Raw genomic sequence first — 15,261 nt, forward strand, 5'->3', positions numbered from 1 at the left:
CCGATCCGCCGTCCGTGCAAAGGAGGCGCTGGATGGTCGGATGCGCCTGCCCAGCCCTGATTGGGTTTCGAGCTTCCGCCAGAAATGGCGGAGCCGGCCCGGGGACAGGGCCGGCTCCTTAGACCCGGTCGTTGGGGACGGGGAGGGTGGGGACTCGACCGGGTTTCTCCTCAAGCGTGTCGCGTCGATGCGGCGCGCTTAACCTCCGTTGCATGCATGTCGCAAACCACTGCCCCTGTGGGCGACATGCATTGGCGTCCTAGCGGACGCTGGCGACCGCGTCGGAGCGGCCGTCGTTGATCGTCACCCAAACGCCGGAATTCTCCGTCGATTGACGCTTGAGATAGGTGTAGTCGGTGTCCGTCCAGGACAGCACCTTGGTTTCCAGATTGTCGAGGATGAACTCGCCGAGGCTGGTGCGCACTGTCAGCACGGCGTGGCCGTCGCCATTCGGCTGGCGCGCAACCGTCATCAGGAGATCGCCCGCCGGCACGCCCGCGTCCATCAGTTCGCGGCGCTTCTCCAGCGCATAGTCCTCGCAATCGCCATAGCCATTGTCGGGATAGGCCCAGTACTCCTCGACGCCGTAGTTTTCCATGTCGGTGCGCGGCTTAACGCGGGTGTTGACCGAATTGTTGATGTTGACGATCGTCGCCCAGAGCTTGCGGCTCAGGTCGACCGGCGCGCCCTTGGGCGTCTTCTCGTTGCATTCGCCAGGGATGCGCTGGCAGAATTCATAGTGGCCGACAGGCTGCGTGGTACGGCCGCCCGTATGCATATAGGCCGGTCCCGCGGCATATGCTGATCCCCAAGCGGAAAGCTGCATCGCCATTGCCATCAGCAACAGCTTGCCCCTCGTTTTTTTCATTTTCTAGTCTCCCCGTTCGAAGGAGACATTGCCACAGCTGGATTTATTTGACGCAAAAGCGCGAAGCAGACTTTAAGTAAAACGCCAATAGAATAAACATAAAATTTGAATCATTTGAGTATTGAATTGTTTGGATTGCCCGGGTTGGCATCGGCGCCCGAGGCGTCGTGCCCGGCGCCTCGAATGGCAGCCTCGGCCTGTCCGAAGCGAACCCGCCCACTTGCGAAGAGACAGATCGCTGTCGCCCGGAAATAAAAAACCGGCCATGCAGGGCCGGTTTGATTGCAGCGTCCGTTGGATCCGGTCAGGCGCGCGGCGTGTTGAATTCGGAATCGAGCGTTTCGGGGCGCTGGATGACGGCGAACTCGATGGCGACGCCATCCTCGAAATGACGAACGATCTGCCCGCGCATGGTGCCGAGCATGACCTGGACGCCTATCGCCGGCTTGACGTCGATCTCGATCGCGGCGCCGGACAGCGACAGGTCGATGATCCGGCACTGGTATTGGCGGCCATCGGTGAGCTGCAGCACGCTGGTCGGATTGCGCGGCGCGACGCGCTCGTGGCGGCGGTCTTCCGGCAGGTCGAGTTCGTGCTTGTTGGCAAGCCAGGTCAGCTGCGCCGCCAGCTTGTCCTTCTTGCGGTCGGACGCGATCACCGTCATGGCGAAGCCGTCCTGCAGCGTGCGCGTGACAACGCCTTCGATGCGGCCGATATGGTCGATATAGGCGATCACCTTTTCGCCGGGCATGCCGATGCGATCGGTGCGGAACGCGACATTGCCGGGTGACATGTCGACAACCTGGCAAGGATGCTCGGTGCGGTCTTCCAGCATGAATCGCCCGTATATCTTGACCCGGACGCGCTGAAAGTTACGCCTTTCAGCTTGGGACGGCGCGTAGTCGACCGCCGCTGACCTCATGACTGCCTACACCCCGTTTGGCATTCCCACGCGTCAATGCGAGGAACTTCATCACAGAAGTACAACAAAGCGGGTTAACAAAGGGGAAAAACGAGCCTGCGAGACCGTGCGATCATCAACTATTCGTCGCGCCCGCCGTCGAAGACGACGAGATGGCGGATGCGGCGCGCCCGGCCAAGCGCCGAGATCGTATCGGGCGCCTCGAGTTCGGCTGGAACAAGCGAGGGAACGTCGATCGCCGGACGGTTGTTGAGCATCTCTTTCTCCGGGTCGATGACACGAATCGAATCGATCATTGCGTCCGTGATCGGGTCGGCGCCCAGCCAGAACGGCTTCTCAGCGGCACTGATCACGCCAAGGCAACGCGGGTTCTCGACGCCGCCGTCAAGCGGCAAGGCAAGCAATTCGAACTTGTTGGAGCGGCCATTGCGGCTGAAGCCCTCGAAATTGATCAGCACCACCGATTTCTGGTCGAAAACCCCGTGAATCAGCCGTGAGACCAGACGCTGATCCTTCTCGCGCCACAGCGACGGGAAGGAGAATCCCTTGAGTTCGCGGCCATAACAGGCGCAAAGCCTGGTGCCGGCCAGGCGGAAGACAGGTTGGCCGCGTGTGTCCTTTTCCAGGATGAACGTGTCGGCCAAAAGCGACTTGATATCGGCCGGCTCGACTTCCGAACGCTTCGGAGCGGGGCGTCCGTCACGCAGGCGATTCCAATAATGGAACAGCGTGATCGATCCGTTTTGGTTCATGGTATGCTGCTCCGCGCATTCTGTCGTCTGATGTCCCATCGGTGAACAGAAGGGCGCCCTCCGATGACCTACATGCGTTGCGGAGCAGGAAGCGTGCCAGCGTCGTTAACACTTGTTCACGGGTCGGGGCCGTTAAGGTTAACAACTGGTTTACGTTGCCCCCGAGCAGGCCCTGTGGCACACCAAAACCACTCCAGAAGCGGTCGTTTCGCGACGATCGGCAGCACTTCAGTCAAGAGTTTTAGGGGAGCAGGGGGCTCGACCGGCCGTTCAAGGGAAACCTTGGACGGCTTCTTTTTGATTCGCACTGGGGCGATTCGCCGTTTGCGGTTCCAATTGCCGTGATCTAGATGCTCGCCAGATCGAACTAGCCCAAGATCGAACCACCACCGAGTGCGATTGCAGATGAGCGAGCCGCAAAATCCAACCGAGGCCGAACCGGCCGAAAGCATGCCGCCGCCTGCGCGCGAACCGGTGTTCAATCTGCCGCCGATCGTACTGGCGGTGATCGGCATTTGCGCGGCCGTCTTCCTGCTGCAGCAATATGTGCTGAACGACGCGCAGCAGATAACGCTGCTCTACGATGGAGCCTTCATTCCAGTCCTCTATACCGGGCAATACGGCTTCGACTGGTTCCTGTTCACACGACCCTTCACCTATGCCTTCATGCATGGCGGGTTTGCCCATATCGCCATCAATATGGTGTGGCTCGCCGCCTTTGGTTCGCCACTAGCCAATCGGCTCGGCGGGCTCCGGTTCGCTCTGTTCTTCGCTGTTACCGGACTGGCTTCCGTGGCGCTCTTCTGGGCCATGCACCCCTATGGTGAAGCACCGCTGGTCGGCGCCTCCGGTGCCATATCAGGCATGATGGGTGCCGCGGCGCGCTTCGGTTTCCGCACCGACCGTTCGGCCGGCAAGGCGGCCTTCGCCGGCCCCGTGCTGCCGATCTCGCTTGTCGTGCGTTCGCGCGGTGTCGTGGTCTTCCTTGCCGTGTGGATGATCATCAACCTCGCCACAGGCCTGCTCGGATTTGCGCCTGGAGTAGATGGGCAGATCGCCTGGGAGGCTCATATTGGTGGCTTCGTCGCCGGCTTTTTCGGCCTGCGCTGGTTCGATCGGCGATGGCCGCCGCCCGAATGGGAGACCGCCGACCGTCGCACTTGAAATGCAACCGATCACGGCGCACGATGTTCACTCTTACGTGAAAACCGGTCTGGGCAGGGACCGGCAGGCGAAGCAGAGGAGGACGCCATGACGGTTAAGGCAATTCTGGAAAAAAAGGGCCACGACGTGCTGACGCTCGGGCCGAACGAAAAGCTCAGCGAAGCCATCCGCATCCTGGCCGAACACAAGATCGGCGCGCTGGTCATCACCAATGGCGATCACAAGATTGTCGGCATCCTGTCGGAACGCGACATCGTGCGGGTTGTCGCCAAGGAAGGTGCCGCCGCGCTCGATATCGCTGTGCGTTCGGCAATGACGCCGAAGGTGAAGATCTGCAACGAGAACCACACCGTCAATGAGGTGATGGAGATCATGACCAGGGGTCGTTTCCGCCATCTGCCGGTGGAGAAGGACGGTCTGCTCGATGGCATCGTCTCCATCGGCGACGTGGTCAAGCGCCGCATCGAGGATGTCGAGCGCGAGGCCGACGAGATCAGGGCCTACATCGCCACCGCTTGAGCGGTGAAAGGAACCGCCGGCCGGAGACCCGACCGGCGGAACCGTAGTCTATCGGTTGTCGAGTTCGGAGCGGACGAGTTCGAGGCCGCGCCGGGTGATGCGATAGGGACCGCCGCCCGACGACGAAACCGCCTTCTTGCGTTTCAGCTTTCGAAACAGGTCGAGATCGACGCCCGGATGGTGCCAGCCATCGCGGGTCAGGCATTTGACGGAGGCGATCCGTTTCTTCTGGTTCTTTTCGATTTCAATGCGTCCGCCCTGCGCAAGCATGTGCAGGATGCGTTGTCCCACAGCGCCGCGCGTCCTCTTGGACGCGCAAAGGACGCTGTGGCAATTATAATGTGGCACATGATCCTTTCCGAAAATCAATTCCGATTTTCGGGGTCATGTGCTGCGCGAAATATCCATGTGGAGAGTTTCCGGGAAACGAAAAATGCCGCCGCCGCGAAGCTTCGCGGCACGGGGTTTCAGGTTTTCTGCCCTGCCTCGCTACGAGGTCAGGGCCTTACCGGGACTGAGCGTAAGTGGACATCCACTCTCCATTGGGATGGGCGTCCTATAGGCAAAGGCGGCTGAAAAGGCCAGCCTGCGGCTTTGCGCTTGTCTCTTTTGGCGGTTTGCACTAGCGAAGCGGGTACGATTTGTGCCCCTGAATGTGTAGTGACATTCAGCATCCATCCCGAATTTGACGGCAGGCCATGACCATCATCGATACCCGCACGCCCGACGCAAAACGCCTGATCCCCGGCGCCACCGGTGACTGGGAAATCATCATCGGTCTCGAAGTGCACGCGCAGGTCATCTCGGAAGCAAAACTGTTTTCCGGCGCCTCGACTGCCTTCGGCGCGGCCCCCAACGCCAATGTCAGCCTGGTCGATGCGGCAATGCCGGGCATGCTGCCTGTCATCAACGAGGAATGCGTCAAGCAGGCGATCCGCACCGGGCTCGGGCTGAAGGCGCAGATCAACCACAAGTCGGTTTTCGACCGGAAGAACTATTTTTATCCCGATCTGCCGCAGGGCTATCAGATCTCGCAGTTCAAGCAGCCGATCGTCGGCGAGGGCACCGTCATCGTTTCGGTCGGCCCCGACCGCCAGGGCGAGTTCGAGGACATCGAGGTCGGCATCGAGCGGCTGCATCTGGAACAGGATGCCGGCAAGTCGATGCACGACCAGCATCCGACCATGTCCTATGTCGACCTCAACCGCTCCGGCGTGGCGCTGATGGAAATCGTCTCCAAGCCCGACCTGCGTTCCGGCGACGAGGCCAAGGCTTATGTCACCAAGCTGCGCACCATCATGCGCTATCTCGGCACCTGCGACGGCAACATGGATGAAGGCTCGCTGCGCGCCGACGTCAACGTCTCGGTGCGCCGGCCCGGTGGCGAGTTCGGCACCCGCTGCGAGATCAAGAACATGAACTCGATCCGCTTCATCGGCCAGGCCATCGACTATGAGGCGCGGCGCCAGATCGCCATTCTCGAGGACGGCGGCAAGATCGATCAGGAAACGCGGCTGTACGATGCCGTCAAGGGCGAGACGCGCTCCATGCGCTCGAAGGAAGAAGCGCACGACTACCGCTATTTCCCTGATCCCGATCTTCTGCCGCTGGAATTCGATCAGGCCTATGTCGATGCTTTGGCCAAAGAGCTGCCGGAACTGCCCGACGACAAGAAGGCGCGGCTGATCACCTCGCTGGGTCTCTCGACCTACGACGCTTCGATCCTGGTGTCGGAAAAGTCGGTCGCCGACTATTTCGAGAAGGTGGCCGCCGGCCGCGACGGCAAGCTCGCCGCCAACTGGGTCATCAACGATCTGCTCGGCCAGTTGAACAAGGTCGGCAAGGACATTGAAAATGCTCCCGTTTCGCCCGACCAGCTCGGCGCGATCATCGACCTGATCAAGGACGGCACCATCTCCGGCAAGATCGCCAAGGACCTGTTCGAGATCGTCTGGAGCGAAGGCGGCGATCCACGTGCGCTGGTCGAAAGCCGTGGCATGAAGCAGGTCACCGACACCGGCGCCATCGAGAAGGCGGTCGACGAGGTGATCGCGGCCAATCCCGACAAGGTGGAACAGGCGCGCGCCAAGCCGACCATGGCCGGCTGGTTCGTTGGCCAGGTGATGAAAGCGACGGGCGGCAAGGCCAATCCGCAGGCGGTCAACGACCTCGTCAAGGCCAAGCTCGGCATCGAGTAAGGTCATGTTCGTCCGCACCGCAGGCGAACGCGATCTCGTTGCCATCCGCGCGCTGCTGGTCGAAACTTGGCATGCCACCTATGACGCGATCTATGGCGCTGCCAAGGTCACCGAAATCACCGATGCGTGGCACTCGATCGCCTCGTTGAAGGCGCGGCTGATCAAGCCGAACAGCGAGTTCCTCGTCGCCGATGACGGCAAGCGCATCGGCGGCGTGGCCTTTGCCGAGGGCATTGGTGGCGGAGAAGAAGTTGTCCTGAAACAGCTCTTCGTGTTTCCAGCCCTGCAGAGCAGGGGCATCGGCGGCATGTTGCTGGACGAGATCATCGAGAGTTTTCCGGAAGCCCGGGCCATCCGTCTGGAAGTGGAGGCGCAAAACGCCCGCGCCATCGCCTTCTACGAAGCGAACGGCTTCGTGCGATCCGGCGATGCCGGCGAACACGCGGATGCCTCCGGCGAGCCGACATTGGTCTACCGCCGGTCTCTTGCCGGCTGATTCCTTCGAAGCGAGCCTCTCTTGTTCACCTTCGCGCGAGCGGCGCTGCATGCGCCCGTTTTCGTTTGACGGCCTGAAGGCCCCACACCAAAGCTACCGGTGCTGGCCGCGCGGAAGCCGGAATGGACCGGAACGCTGGGCAGCGCTGGGGGGAACCATGCCAAGCTTGCCGGAACTGATGCCGACGCAGGTGTCGGACGAAACCTTTGGTGGCGTCACCTACCACATAGCGGGCGAACTGGTGCCCGTGCTTTCGGTCGATGTGACGCAAATGCCTGTCTATTTCGAGCACCACATCCTGTTGTGGAAGAACTCCACCATCACCATCGGCCTGAAAACGCTGAAGGGCGCGCTGAAGCGTATGATGGCCGGCATGCAGATCTTCGTCACCGAGGCGTCGGGAGCGGGCATCATCGCCTTCAGCCGTGATGGACCCGGCCACATCGTGCCGATCCATCTCAGGCGTGGCGAGGAGATCCAGGTGCGCGAACACCAGTTCCTCGCCGCCACTGGCAATGTCGACTACACATTCGAGCGTGTGCGCGGCCTGGCGACGATGCTGTTCGGCCAGAGCGGCTTCTTCATCGACCGTTTTCGCGGCGATGGCGGCGACGGCATTGTCTGGCTGCACGGCTACGGCAATGTCTTCGAAAAGACGCTTGCTGCTGGCGAGACCATCGACATCGAGCCGGGCGGCTGGCTGTTCAAGGATGCCTCCGTCAGGATGGAAACCAAGATCGATCGCCTGTCGAGCGGCTTCTTCGGCGCCAATATGAACTTCATCGTCAACCGCTTCACCGGCCCGGGCCGCGTCGGCATCCAGTCGATGTATCTGCATATGCCGACGGAGGAGTAAGCGTGTGCCGGAGATCGCGGATGGGTGGCGCCAGGGCACAAAGCGTGGCGTAGCCCGATCCGCTCAGGCAACGGGAACGTCCACATTGTCGATCAGTCGCGTCTTGCCCAGCCAGGCGGCGGCGAGAACACGGCCCGCGCGGTCGCGGCGCCAGGGCGCAAGCGTCAGGCTTTCGCGGGCCTCGACATAGTCGATCTTCTGGAAGCCTGCAGCGATGAGCGCGCGGTTGGCTTCTCCGGTTGCGTCATCTTGATGGGTGCCTGCCGCCAGTGCCGCTGCCGCCTTGTGCAGGATCACGTTGAGCCGGCGGGCGACAGCGAGTTCAGCCTCGTCGAGATAGGCGTTGCGTGACGACATTGCGAGGCCATGCGCGTCGCGTATGGTCGGGGCGCCGATGATCTCGACGGGAAGGTCGAGGTCGCGGCAGAGCTGCCTGACGACGCAAAGCTGCTGGTAGTCCTTCTCGCCAAAGACCGCACAGTCGGGCGTCGCCTGCAGAAAAAGCTTGGCCACCACGGTGGCGACGCCCTCGAAGAAGGTGGGGCGGAAGTCCGATTCGAGCCCGGCGGACGGGCCGCCGACCGAGATCCTGGTGGCAAAGCCGGCGGGATACATCGCGCCGACCGTCGGCGTGAAGGCAAGATCGGCCTTGACCCTTGCCAGCAGGTCGAGGTCGCGGGCGAGCTGGCGCGGGTACTTGTCGAGATCCTCGCTCGGCGCGAATTGCGTCGGGTTGACGAAGATCGACACCACGCAGCGCTCTGCTTTTTCCCTGGCGATCCTGATCAGGGAGAGATGACCCTCATGCAGCGCGCCCATGGTTGGCACCATGGCAACGCGCAGGCCGTCGCGCCGCCAGTCACTGACCTGCGCGCGAAGTGCAGCGACGCTGTTGACGACCTCGGGACGGCTCATGATTCATCCCCGCCGTTTAAGTCCGAAGAGGCTTTTGAACCCGAAAAGACATGGCTAGGGCCGGGGAAAGTCCGGTCTCGCACCTCCGCTGCGTAGCGCTCGGCGGCGTTCGCGATCACGCTGCGCAGGTCGGCATATTCCTTGACGAATTTCGGCACGCGATCGACGGTTAGCCCGACCATGTCGTCGATGACCAGAATCTGGCCATCGCAGTCGCCGCTGGCACCGATGCCGATGGTTGGAATGGCGATGCGGCGTGTGATGTCGGCGGCGACCGCCTCGATGGTGCCCTCGATGACCACGGAGAACGCGCCGGCCTTTTCGACGGCGCGCGCGTCCGCCATCAGCGCCGCGACAGTCTCATCCGTGCGGCCCTTGATCTTGTAGCCGCCGTCCTTTTCCACCGATTGCGGCAGCAGGCCGATATGACCCATGACCGGAATGCCGGCGGCGGCGATTGCCGCAATCTGCCCGGCCATGTCGACGCCGCCTTCAAGCTTCACCGCCTGGCAGCCGGTCTCGTCAACGATGCGCCGCGCTGAGGCCACAGCCTGCGCCGCCGAATCCTCGTAGCTGCCGGCCGGCATATCGACGACCACGCAGGCCCTGGCCGAGCCGCGCATCACCGCTTGCCCATGCGCGATCATCATCCCCAGCGAGGCGCCGAGCGTCGTCGCATGGCCATGCAGGACCATGGAGACGCTGTCGCCGACCAGAAGCAGGTCGACATGCGGGTCGAGCAGGCGGGCGACGGGATAGGTGTAGGCGGTCAGGCAGACCAACGGGACGCCGCCCTTACGGCGGCGAATCAGCTCCGCGCCGATGCGAATGTCGGTGGTCGGCAGTTTCGTGGCCAATCGTCACCTCCCTCGGCCCATGGCTGGATTGGATATCCGCATGGGCGCGCTGAGCTTTAGAAAGAGCGCAAAGGCTTGGCAAGCGCACATCCTGTCGCCTCTGCGGATCGCAGGCCTGTGTCGGCACCCCGGCGCGCCATTTGCGCGCTCCCCGTGGCAAAACCCTTGCCTTCCCGAAGGCCTGACGCCATAAGCAGGAAACAGGCGCCGCCAGCGCAAAGGGCTCTGAGATGAAGACTTTCCTGACGCAGTTTTTCACCTGGTGGAACAGCCAGACGCTGGGAACACGTCTGCACACCTGGCGGTACGGCAAGAGGGTTGGCCAGGACGAGGTCGGCAATGTTTATTACGAAGGTGGCATCGATTCGGAAGGTCGCACGCGCCGCTGGGTCATCTACCGCAACTATTCGGAAGCTTCGGCCATACCGCCGGGCTGGCATGGCTGGATCCACCACCGCGTCGATCTCGCCCCGGCCAGCGAGGACTACAAGCCGCGCGACTGGCAGAAGCCGCATCAGCCCAATCTGACCGGCACGCCGGCGGCCTACCGCCCGAAGGGCTCGGTGCTGACCAATCAGCATCGCCCACAGGTTACCGGTGACTACGACGCCTGGACGCCAGGGTCGTAACGGCCCCGGCTTGTACGATACTCCGACTTGTCACAGCACGAAGTGCAGGCCGGTCCTTTGTCGCCACAATTGGTGTTTAGCTGCTTGCTGATCAGAAAACGGCGACTAGCCTTGGCGATCGACGGAATCACCCGGGCACGAACCACCGGTACCCCTATATGAGCTTTTTCAATCGGATATCGACGGGCGGTCTGACGCTAGCCGCCGGCCTCGCCGTCAGCACCGCGGCCTTTGCGGCGTCGCCCGCACCGGCGACACCCGCCGCTCCCGCACCAGCCGCGCCCGCGGGATCGGATCGCATCACCAACCCGGTTGCCGAGTTTGCCGGCATCGACAAGATCACCGGCCGCATCATCACCTTCGACGTCTACATCGATGAGACGGTGCAGTTCGGCGCTTTGCAGGTGACGCCGCGCGTCTGTTATTCCCGGCCGCAGAACGAGGAGCCGAAGACCGATTCCTTCGTCGAGGTCGACGAGATCACGCTCGACCGCAAGATCCGCCGCATCTTCACCGGCTGGATGTTCGCCGAAAGCCCGGGCCTCAACGCCGTCGAGCATGCCGTCTATGACGTCTGGCTGAAGGAATGCAAACAGAAGTCCGATGTGCCGGCGCCGGATGCCACCAAGGCTGATGCACCCAAGGCCGATGCTTCGAAGCCGGTCGCGACCAAACCAGCCGCCGCCAAGCCTGCGGCCAGCCCGGATGCGGAACAGCCCGATCCCACGCAACCGGATACATCAGACGCCAACTGATCCCTGGGAACCGTCGTGGCCACCATGCGTTGGACCACAGACGACCGCGCATCGACGCGCCCGGAGGATATTTCGATGTCGGACACCAAGCGAATCACGGCCAGCAAGAAAGAACTGCTGGAACTCGAAAAAGGGTTCTGGACCGGCGACGCGGCCTATTACGCGGCCAATGCCGATACGGAATGCCTGGTGGCCTTTCCGCAAATGGCAAAGGCGATGGACAATGCCGACTTGGCCAAGACCGCGACCAAACCCAATCGCTGGCGCGATCTCGATATCGAGCTCAAGGGAATAATCGAGCCTGGCAGCGACATCATCATGCTGACCTATGAGGCGCATGCGACACGCGAGAACGGCGAACCCTACGCCGCGCTGGTCAGCACCGGCTATGTCCATCGCGTCAACGGCTGGAAGATGATGTTCCACTCGCAGACGCCGATCGAGGTAGCGGCCGCGAAGTAGGGCCCAATCCCTACGGAAAAAAGATAGCCTCGCCCTTCAGTGCTTCGGCCAACATCTTCTCATACTTGCCGCGCGGGACGTCGACAGCGCCGAAGCGCTTGAGGTGCTCTGTGGTGAATTGCGTATCAAGCAGAGCGAAGCCACGTGCCTTCAAGCGCTCGACAAGATGCACGAGGCAGATTTTCGACGCATCCGTCTCCTTGGAAAACATGCTTTCGCCGAAGAAAACCCGTCCAAGCGACACGCCATAGAGGCCGCCGACCAACTGGTCCTCGCGCCAGGCCTCGACCGAATGGCAATGGCCCATTCGGTGCAACTGGACATAGGCCTCGCGGATCGGCGCGTTGATCCAGGTCGAGCGCCGCTCCTCGCGCTTTTCGGCACAGCCGTCGATCGTCGCCTCGAAATCGAAGTCGAAACGGATGTCGAACAGGCTTTTGCGGATCGTCTTCCGCAGGCTTTTGGGCGTGTGGAACCCGTCGAGCGGGATGATGCCGCGCGTCTCCGGCCGCACCCAGAACACTTCTGGGTCGCTGGCGCTTTCGGCCATCGGGAAGACGCCCGAAGCGTAGGCCTTGAGCAGAAGGTCGGTAGGGATGCGATAGCCAGGCGCGTAAGGGCGGGTCATCGCGTCCCCGGACTACTCTTCCTTGGCCAGGTATTTTTCCAGCCAGTGGATGTCATAGTCGCCATTGGCGATGTCGGCATTGCCGACCAGATCGCGAAACAGCGGCAACGTCGTCTTGATGCCGTCGACGACGAATTCATCCAGCGCCCGGCGCAGCCGCATCATGCATTCGACGCGGTTGCGCCCATGCACGATCAGCTTGCCGATCAGGCTGTCGTAATAGGGCGGGATCTTGTAGCCGGAATAGACGCCGGAATCGACGCGGATGCCGAGACCGCCTGGCGTGTGGAAATGCGTGATGGTGCCGGGCGAGGGGGTGAAGGTGCGCGGATCCTCGGCATTGATACGGCATTCGATGGCGTGGCCATTGAACTTGATGTCTTCCTGCTTGACCGAAAGACCGCCGCCGGAAGCGACGCGGATCTGTTCATGCACGAGATCGATGCCGGTGATTGCTTCCGTCACCGGATGCTCGACCTGCAGGCGCGTGTTCATCTCGATGAAATAGAACTCGCCATTCTCGTAGAGGAACTCGATCGTGCCGGCGCCGGAATAGCCGAGATCGGCAATGGCCTTGGCGCAGATGCCGCCGATGCGGGACCGCTCCTCGGCGTTGAGCGCCGGCGAATTGGCCTCTTCCCAGACCTTCTGGTGACGCCGTTGCAGCGAACAGTCGCGCTCACCAAAATGCACGCCGCGGCCAAATCCGTCGCCGAACACTTGCACTTCGATGTGCCGCGGCTTCTGCAGGTACTTCTCGATGTAGACGGCGTCGTCGCCAAAAGCCGCGCCTGCTTCCGAGCGCGCCGTCTGCAGGGCGACCTCGAGGTCGGCCTCGCTGTGCGCGACCTTCATGCCGCGCCCGCCGCCGCCGGCCGAAGCCTTGATGATCACGGGATAGCCGATTTCGGCGGCGATGCGCTTGGCTTCCTTCTCCTCGGTCACCGCGCCGTCGGAACCGGGCACCACCGGAATGCCGAGGCGCTTGGCGGTGCGCTTGGCCTCGATCTTGTCGCCCATGATGCGGATATGATCGCCGGACGGGCCGATGAAGGTGATGTTGTGCGCGGCCAATATGTCGGCGAACTTGGCATTCTCAGACAGGAATCCATAGCCCGGATGCACTGCGTCGGCGCCGGTGATCTCGCAGGCCGCGACGATCTGATGGATGTTGAGATAGCTGTCGCGCGATGGCGGCGGGCCAATGCAGACGCTCTCGTCGGCAAGCCGCACATGCATGGCGTCGGCGTCGGCGGTCGAATGCACCACCACCGTCTGGATGCCGAGTTCCTTGCAGGCGCGCAGCACCCGAAGCGCGATTTCGCCGCGATTGGCGATGAGGATCTTCTGGAACATCCGGCCCGCTCTACTCGATCACGACGAGCGGCATGCCGTATTCGACCGGCGTCGCATCCTCGAACAGGATCGCCGTCACGGTGCCGGCGCGCGGCGAGGGGATCTGATTCATCGTCTTCATTGCCTCGATGATCAGCAGCGTCTGGCCTTCCTTGACCTTCTGGCCGACCTCGATGAACGGCTTGGCATCGGGCGACGGCGCCAGATAGGCGGTGCCGACCATTGGCGAGGCTACCGCGTTCTTCGACACGTCGACCGTGGCCGGAGCGGCCGCGACCGCAGGCTGGGCTGCTGCCGACGCATAGCTGGGCTGGGATGCGGCGATCGCATGGACGGCAGGGGCCTGCCGCGACACGCGCACCTTCAGGTCGCCCAGTTCAACCTCGATCTCGGTCAGGTTGGTGTCGTTCAGTATGCCCGCCAGATCGCGGATCAGTTGCTGGTCAACACCGGTCTTCTTTATCGACATTTTCGAGCCTTCTGTTTGTTGGCCAGTCATAGGCGTGCGGCCAGCGCCTGTAGCGCCAGCGTGTAGCCGAGCGGCCCAAAGCCACAGATCATGCCGACGGCGACCGGCGCGACCATGGAGACGTGGCGGAATGATTCCCGCGCATGGATGTTGGAAAGGTGAACTTCGGCGACCGGCAGCGGCGCGATCGAACGGATGGCGTCGTGGATCGCGATCGAGGTGTGGCTGTAGGCGCCTGGATTGATGACGATGCCGGCAGCCTTGTCGCCGGCTTCCTGGATCCAGTCGACGAGGTCACCCTCGTGGTTCGACTGGCGGAAATCGATCCCGAGCCCGAGCGACGCGCCGGCCTGCTTGCAGTCGTCAGCGATCGCGGCAAGCGTCTTGCCGCCATAGATGCCCGGCTCGCGCTTGCCGAGCGCGTTGAGATTGGGACCGTTCAGGACGAAAACCGTTTTCAAAAAACCCGACCTTTTCCGGCGCCGGTATCAAACCGGCGCGCTGGGCCTCTATACCGGGCATAGTCGTCCGCGAAAAGAGCGCAAGTGCGTTCTTTCACTGTCCACAACAGGCCGAAATGCGCCGGTGAAGGAAACCCCGGGCTGATCAAAGCGCGGCTTTCGCCGCCTTGATCTTTTCCGCCAACACGTCCTGCCCGAGAGCCCCGAACACGACCTCGTTGCCGACCACGTAGGACGGCGTTCCGGTGATCGCCAGCTTGTTGGCAAGATCGTAGGTCTTGGAGAAGGCCTCGGGGATCGAAGCATCCTTCATCTTCTCGCGCAGCGTCGCCTCGTCGGCGCCCAGCGAAAGCGCGACCTTGATCGCGGCCGCCTCGGTGGCGCGTCCCTGGCCGCCGAGCAGCGCATTGTGGAACTCGCCGTACTTTTCCGGCATCATCAGGTGGAACGCCATCGAAACGACGCTGGCTTTCTGCGAATCCGGGCCGAGGATCGGGAATTCCTTGAGCACGAAGCGCAGATCCGGATCGGATTTGGTCAGCGCCCGCATGTCCTCGATGGCGCGTTTGCAGAAGCCGCAATTGTAGTCGTAGAACTCGACGATCGTCACCTTGCCGTTCGGATTGCCGACGACGCCGTCGAAGGCGGAGTTGAAGATCTGGTCCTTGGCGCCCTTGATGACGCCGAGCGAGGCGATGCGCTGCTCTTCCTTCTGCTTGGCCTCGAGCGCGTCCTGCACTTCGAGCAGCACCTCAGGGTTCTTCAGGAGATAGTCACGGATGATCCCTTCGACCTCGGCACGGTCGATCTTGGTATCGGCGGCCGTCTGGACAGGCTGCGCCGTACCGGCCTTGGCCATCTGTGGGCTGCCGGCCACGAAACCGAAAGCCAGCATGGCAAGGACTACAGCGACCCCCGTGGTGCCCAGCAGCAGTGCCTTTTTCATCGTTTTCG

19 protein-coding genes are annotated in these 15,261 nt (G+C 62.3%); 8 read left to right on the forward strand and 11 right to left on the reverse strand.

Going from position 1 to position 15,261, the window contains the following annotated elements; all coding sequences use genetic code 11:
- Nucleotides 1–259: 259 nt before the first annotated feature.
- From MAFF_RS01785 to MAFF_RS01795, 3 genes are all read right to left on the reverse strand, one after another.
- A complete protein-coding gene (locus MAFF_RS01785) occupies nt 260–868 on the reverse strand; it encodes a transglutaminase-like cysteine peptidase (protein WP_010909192.1) in 609 nt (202 codons plus the stop codon).
- A 304-nt stretch (nt 869–1,172) separates the two neighbouring features.
- Nucleotides 1,173–1,790 carry a PilZ domain-containing protein gene (locus MAFF_RS01790; protein ID WP_010909193.1) on the reverse strand — a complete coding sequence of 206 codons (618 nt, stop codon included), beginning with the start codon at nt 1,788–1,790 and terminating at the stop codon, nt 1,173–1,175.
- A gap of 119 nt (nt 1,791–1,909) precedes the next feature.
- Nucleotides 1,910–2,542: a PAS domain-containing protein gene (locus MAFF_RS01795; protein WP_044547476.1), complete on the reverse strand. Its 633-nt coding sequence runs from the start codon at nt 2,540–2,542 to the stop codon at nt 1,910–1,912.
- A gap of 405 nt (nt 2,543–2,947) precedes the next feature.
- Here MAFF_RS01795 and MAFF_RS01800 point away from each other — a divergent pair, with 405 nt between their 5' ends.
- Entirely contained in the window at nt 2,948–3,706 is a 759-nt protein-coding gene (locus tag MAFF_RS01800) for a rhomboid family intramembrane serine protease (protein WP_032930124.1), read from the forward strand.
- Nucleotides 3,707–3,793: 87 nt separating this feature from the next.
- Nucleotides 3,794–4,225 carry a CBS domain-containing protein gene (locus MAFF_RS01805; protein ID WP_010909196.1) on the forward strand — a complete coding sequence of 144 codons (432 nt, stop codon included), beginning with the start codon at nt 3,794–3,796 and terminating at the stop codon, nt 4,223–4,225.
- 48 nt (nt 4,226–4,273) lie between these two features.
- On the opposite strand, the gene MAFF_RS01810 is transcribed toward MAFF_RS01805, so the two are convergent.
- The gene (locus MAFF_RS01810; RefSeq protein WP_280113115.1) at nt 4,274–4,516 is read right to left on the reverse strand and encodes a YjhX family toxin; all 243 of its coding nucleotides are present in this window, start codon (nt 4,514–4,516) and stop codon (nt 4,274–4,276) included.
- A 407-nt stretch (nt 4,517–4,923) separates the two neighbouring features.
- Between MAFF_RS01810 and gatB the strand changes: the two genes are divergently transcribed.
- The 3 genes from gatB to MAFF_RS01825 all read left to right on the forward strand — a co-directional run bounded on the left by gatB (nt 4,924) and on the right by MAFF_RS01825 (nt 7,775).
- Nucleotides 4,924–6,423, forward strand: coding sequence for an Asp-tRNA(Asn)/Glu-tRNA(Gln) amidotransferase subunit GatB (gene gatB / locus MAFF_RS01815; RefSeq protein WP_010909198.1), 1,500 nt, complete (start codon nt 4,924–4,926; stop codon nt 6,421–6,423).
- Nucleotides 6,424–6,427: 4 nt separating this feature from the next.
- A complete protein-coding gene (locus MAFF_RS01820) occupies nt 6,428–6,919 on the forward strand; it encodes a GNAT family N-acetyltransferase (protein ID WP_010909199.1) in 492 nt (163 codons plus the stop codon).
- A 157-nt stretch (nt 6,920–7,076) separates the two neighbouring features.
- On the forward strand, nt 7,077–7,775 hold the full coding sequence (locus tag MAFF_RS01825; RefSeq protein ID WP_044547484.1) for an AIM24 family protein: 699 nt from the start codon (nt 7,077–7,079) through the stop codon (nt 7,773–7,775).
- Between the two features lie 63 nt (nt 7,776–7,838).
- Here MAFF_RS01825 and panC read toward each other — a convergent pair whose 3' ends face one another.
- Together panC and panB are read right to left on the reverse strand one after the other, a co-directional pair.
- Nucleotides 7,839–8,690, reverse strand: a complete 852-nt coding sequence (gene panC, locus MAFF_RS01830; RefSeq protein WP_010909201.1) for a pantoate--beta-alanine ligase — start codon at nt 8,688–8,690, stop codon at nt 7,839–7,841.
- On the reverse strand, nt 8,687–9,547 hold the full coding sequence (gene panB / locus MAFF_RS01835) for a 3-methyl-2-oxobutanoate hydroxymethyltransferase (protein ID WP_010909202.1): 861 nt from the start codon (nt 9,545–9,547) through the stop codon (nt 8,687–8,689). The genes panC and panB overlap by 4 nt, the downstream gene beginning before the upstream one ends.
- Before the next feature lie 230 nt (nt 9,548–9,777).
- Here panB and MAFF_RS01840 point away from each other — a divergent pair, with 230 nt between their 5' ends.
- From MAFF_RS01840 to MAFF_RS01850, 3 genes are all read left to right on the forward strand, one after another.
- The gene (locus MAFF_RS01840) at nt 9,778–10,176 is read left to right on the forward strand and encodes an NADH:ubiquinone oxidoreductase subunit NDUFA12 (RefSeq protein WP_010909204.1); all 399 of its coding nucleotides are present in this window, start codon (nt 9,778–9,780) and stop codon (nt 10,174–10,176) included.
- 158 nt (nt 10,177–10,334) lie between these two features.
- Nucleotides 10,335–10,931 carry a DUF2155 domain-containing protein gene (locus MAFF_RS01845; protein ID WP_010909205.1) on the forward strand — a complete coding sequence of 199 codons (597 nt, stop codon included), beginning with the start codon at nt 10,335–10,337 and terminating at the stop codon, nt 10,929–10,931.
- Between the two features lie 75 nt (nt 10,932–11,006).
- The gene (locus tag MAFF_RS01850; RefSeq protein WP_032930134.1) at nt 11,007–11,393 is read left to right on the forward strand and encodes a hypothetical protein; all 387 of its coding nucleotides are present in this window, start codon (nt 11,007–11,009) and stop codon (nt 11,391–11,393) included.
- 10 nt (nt 11,394–11,403) lie between these two features.
- On the opposite strand, the gene aat is transcribed toward MAFF_RS01850, so the two are convergent.
- The 5 genes from aat to MAFF_RS01875 all read right to left on the reverse strand — a co-directional run bounded on the left by aat (nt 11,404) and on the right by MAFF_RS01875 (nt 15,253).
- Nucleotides 11,404–12,021: a leucyl/phenylalanyl-tRNA--protein transferase gene (gene aat / locus MAFF_RS01855; RefSeq protein ID WP_010909207.1), complete on the reverse strand. Its 618-nt coding sequence runs from the start codon at nt 12,019–12,021 to the stop codon at nt 11,404–11,406.
- Between the two features lie 12 nt (nt 12,022–12,033).
- Nucleotides 12,034–13,377 carry an acetyl-CoA carboxylase biotin carboxylase subunit gene (gene accC, locus MAFF_RS01860; RefSeq protein ID WP_010909208.1) on the reverse strand — a complete coding sequence of 448 codons (1,344 nt, stop codon included), beginning with the start codon at nt 13,375–13,377 and terminating at the stop codon, nt 12,034–12,036.
- 10 nt (nt 13,378–13,387) lie between these two features.
- Complete coding sequence (accB, locus tag MAFF_RS01865) at nt 13,388–13,846, reverse strand: acetyl-CoA carboxylase biotin carboxyl carrier protein (protein ID WP_010909209.1); 459 nt, start codon at nt 13,844–13,846, stop codon at nt 13,388–13,390.
- 26 nt (nt 13,847–13,872) lie between these two features.
- Complete coding sequence (gene aroQ, locus MAFF_RS01870; RefSeq protein WP_010909210.1) at nt 13,873–14,307, reverse strand: type II 3-dehydroquinate dehydratase; 435 nt, start codon at nt 14,305–14,307, stop codon at nt 13,873–13,875.
- A gap of 145 nt (nt 14,308–14,452) precedes the next feature.
- Nucleotides 14,453–15,253, reverse strand: a complete 801-nt coding sequence (locus MAFF_RS01875) for a DsbA family protein (protein ID WP_010909211.1) — start codon at nt 15,251–15,253, stop codon at nt 14,453–14,455.
- Nucleotides 15,254–15,261 lie beyond the last annotated feature (8 nt).

Origin of the sequence: Mesorhizobium japonicum MAFF 303099, from assembly GCF_000009625.1 — a bacterium.
In the GTDB taxonomy this organism is placed as follows: Bacteria; Pseudomonadota; Alphaproteobacteria; order Rhizobiales; family Rhizobiaceae; genus Mesorhizobium; species Mesorhizobium japonicum.